The organism is Sphingobium sp. (assembly GCF_003248505.1).
GTDB lineage: Bacteria > Pseudomonadota > Alphaproteobacteria > Sphingomonadales > Sphingomonadaceae > Sphingobium.
In genome coordinates, this window is sequence record NZ_QFOA01000163.1 from 1 (window position 1) to 1,910 (window position 1,910).

General features: G+C 64.0%; 3 protein-coding genes. 2 read left to right on the top strand and 1 reads right to left on the bottom strand.

Annotated elements, in window-relative coordinates; genetic code table 11:
* Together kduI and kduD are read left to right on the top strand one after the other, a co-directional pair.
* Nucleotides 1-709: 5-dehydro-4-deoxy-D-glucuronate isomerase (gene kduI / locus DI606_RS20065; RefSeq protein ID WP_293985771.1), on the top strand; the 709-nt coding region annotated here is incomplete at its 5' end.
* A 143-nt stretch (nt 710-852) separates the two neighbouring features.
* Nucleotides 853-1,608 (top strand): 2-dehydro-3-deoxy-D-gluconate 5-dehydrogenase KduD, encoded by a 756-nt coding sequence (kduD, locus tag DI606_RS20070; RefSeq protein ID WP_293985773.1) that lies wholly within the window; start codon nt 853-855, stop codon nt 1,606-1,608.
* A 25-nt stretch (nt 1,609-1,633) separates the two neighbouring features.
* Here the strand turns inward: kduD and DI606_RS20075 are convergent.
* A partial coding sequence (locus DI606_RS20075) for an alpha/beta hydrolase (protein WP_293985775.1) occupies nt 1,634-1,910 on the bottom strand: 277 nt, incomplete at its 5' end.

The window sequence follows — 1,910 nt, forward strand, 5'->3', positions numbered from 1 at the left end:
CGAACGCTTCGTCATCGGCGGCGTGGCGGTGGCCGATGCGCCGGTCGCGCTCCCAGCCCAGACCGAGCCGGCTTCGGCGGCAGGCCACCCCTTCCTGGAGCGGCGCGAGCTGGCGATCGTCAATGTGTCGGGCGTCACCGGCACCGTGACCGTCGATGGCGAGAGCTTCACCCTGGGCAACAAGGACTGCCTCTATGTCACCATGGGCGCGAAGGATGTGGTCTTTTCCGGCGCAGGTGCGCGCTATTATCTCGCCTCCTGCCCCGCGCACAAGGCGTTCACGACGCGCCTGATCTCGCTGGCAGACGCGACGACGCTCGAACGCGGCTCCCTGGAGGAATCCAACGAGCGCACCATCTATCAGTTGGTCATCCCCGGCATTTGCGAGAGCGCGCAGCTGGTCATGGGGCTCACCGTGCTCAAGCCCGGCAGCGTCTGGAACACCATGCCCCCGCATATCCACGAGCGCCGCAGCGAAATCTATTTTTATTTCGAGTTGGACGGTCCGGCCGATCGCGTCTTCCACTATATGGGCGAGGGCGATGCGATGCGGCATATCGTGATGGCCAACGAGGAAGCGGTGATCTCGCCGCCCTGGTCGGTCCATATGGGATCCGGCACCAAAGCCTATGCCTTCATCTGGGCGATGGCGGGCGAGAACCAAGATTATACCGATATGAACGTGCTGGATATCTGCCAACTGGCCTGACGTCTTTCTGCCGTCCTCTTTTTCGAGGGAGAGGCTGGGGGTGGGGGCGGCGAAGTCGCCGGCGCCGCCACCAGCGTCGAGCGCTACTGAACGGCGCACCCACCCCGTCCCCTCCCTGAATGGGAGGGAGGAGACTGATATATATGACAAACCCCTTCGACCTTACCGGCAAAGTCGCCATCGTTACAGGTGCGAACACCGGCATCGGCCAAGCGATCGCTCTGTCACTCGCCGCGGCGGGCGCGGACATTGCGGCGGTTGGCCGTACGCCTGCGCAAGAGACGGTGGAAAAGGTGCGCGCGCTCGGCCGCAAGGCGGTGATAATGTCGGCGGATCTCAGCAGCATCGAACCGGTGCGCCGGGTGGTGGATGAAACGGTGGCGGCGCTCGGTGGGGTCGACATATTGGTCAACAATGCTGGGATCGTCCGCCGCGCCGATAGCGTCGACTTTACCGAGGGAGACTGGGACGCGGTGATCGACACCAACCTCAAGGTTCTGTTCTTCCTGTGCCAAGCGGCGGGACGGCACATGATCGCGCAGGGTTCGGGCAAGATCGTCAACATCGCGTCGCTCCTGTCGTTCCAGGGCGGCGTCCGGGTGCCAAGCTACACCGCGTCCAAGAGCGGCGTGGCGGGGCTGACCAAGCTGCTGGCGAACGAATGGGCAGCAAAGGGCGTGAACGTCAACGCGATCGCGCCGGGCTATATCGCCACCAACAATACCGCCGCGCTGCAAGCCGACGAAACCCGCAACCGCCAGATCCAGGAGCGCATCCCAGTGGGCCGCTGGGGCGATCCAAGCGATATTGGCGGGGCCGCTGTTTTCTTGGCCTCCAACGCGGCCGGCTATATCCACGGCCATGTTCTCGCCGTCGATGGCGGATGGCTCGCGCGATGAGGTAACATGCGGGGAGGCGTCCGTCTCAAGGCGCGCCCGTCGATTGCCCCACCTCGATGCATGGCGTCACCGCATCGATCTTGCCCGTCCGGCCCGTCATGGTGAAACGCATCACCGCAGCATTGAAGCCGACAGGATTTTCCATGTTCATCATATGCCCGCTATTGGGTATGATGACATGCGGTACGGTAGGAAAGGCGGTCGCCAGGCCGTTGCGTCGCCCCCGGTCGGCATCGCCCGTCATTATCTGCACGGGCACTGGCCAAGGCCGCGCACGCAGCCGATCAATCAGCGAGCGTCCG

What these genes read in the sequence shown, in the direction of transcription:
- kduD (WP_293985773.1), top strand. Translation starts at nt 853, where the DNA reads ATGACAAACCCCTTCGACCTTACCGGCAAAGTCGCCATCGTTACAGGT.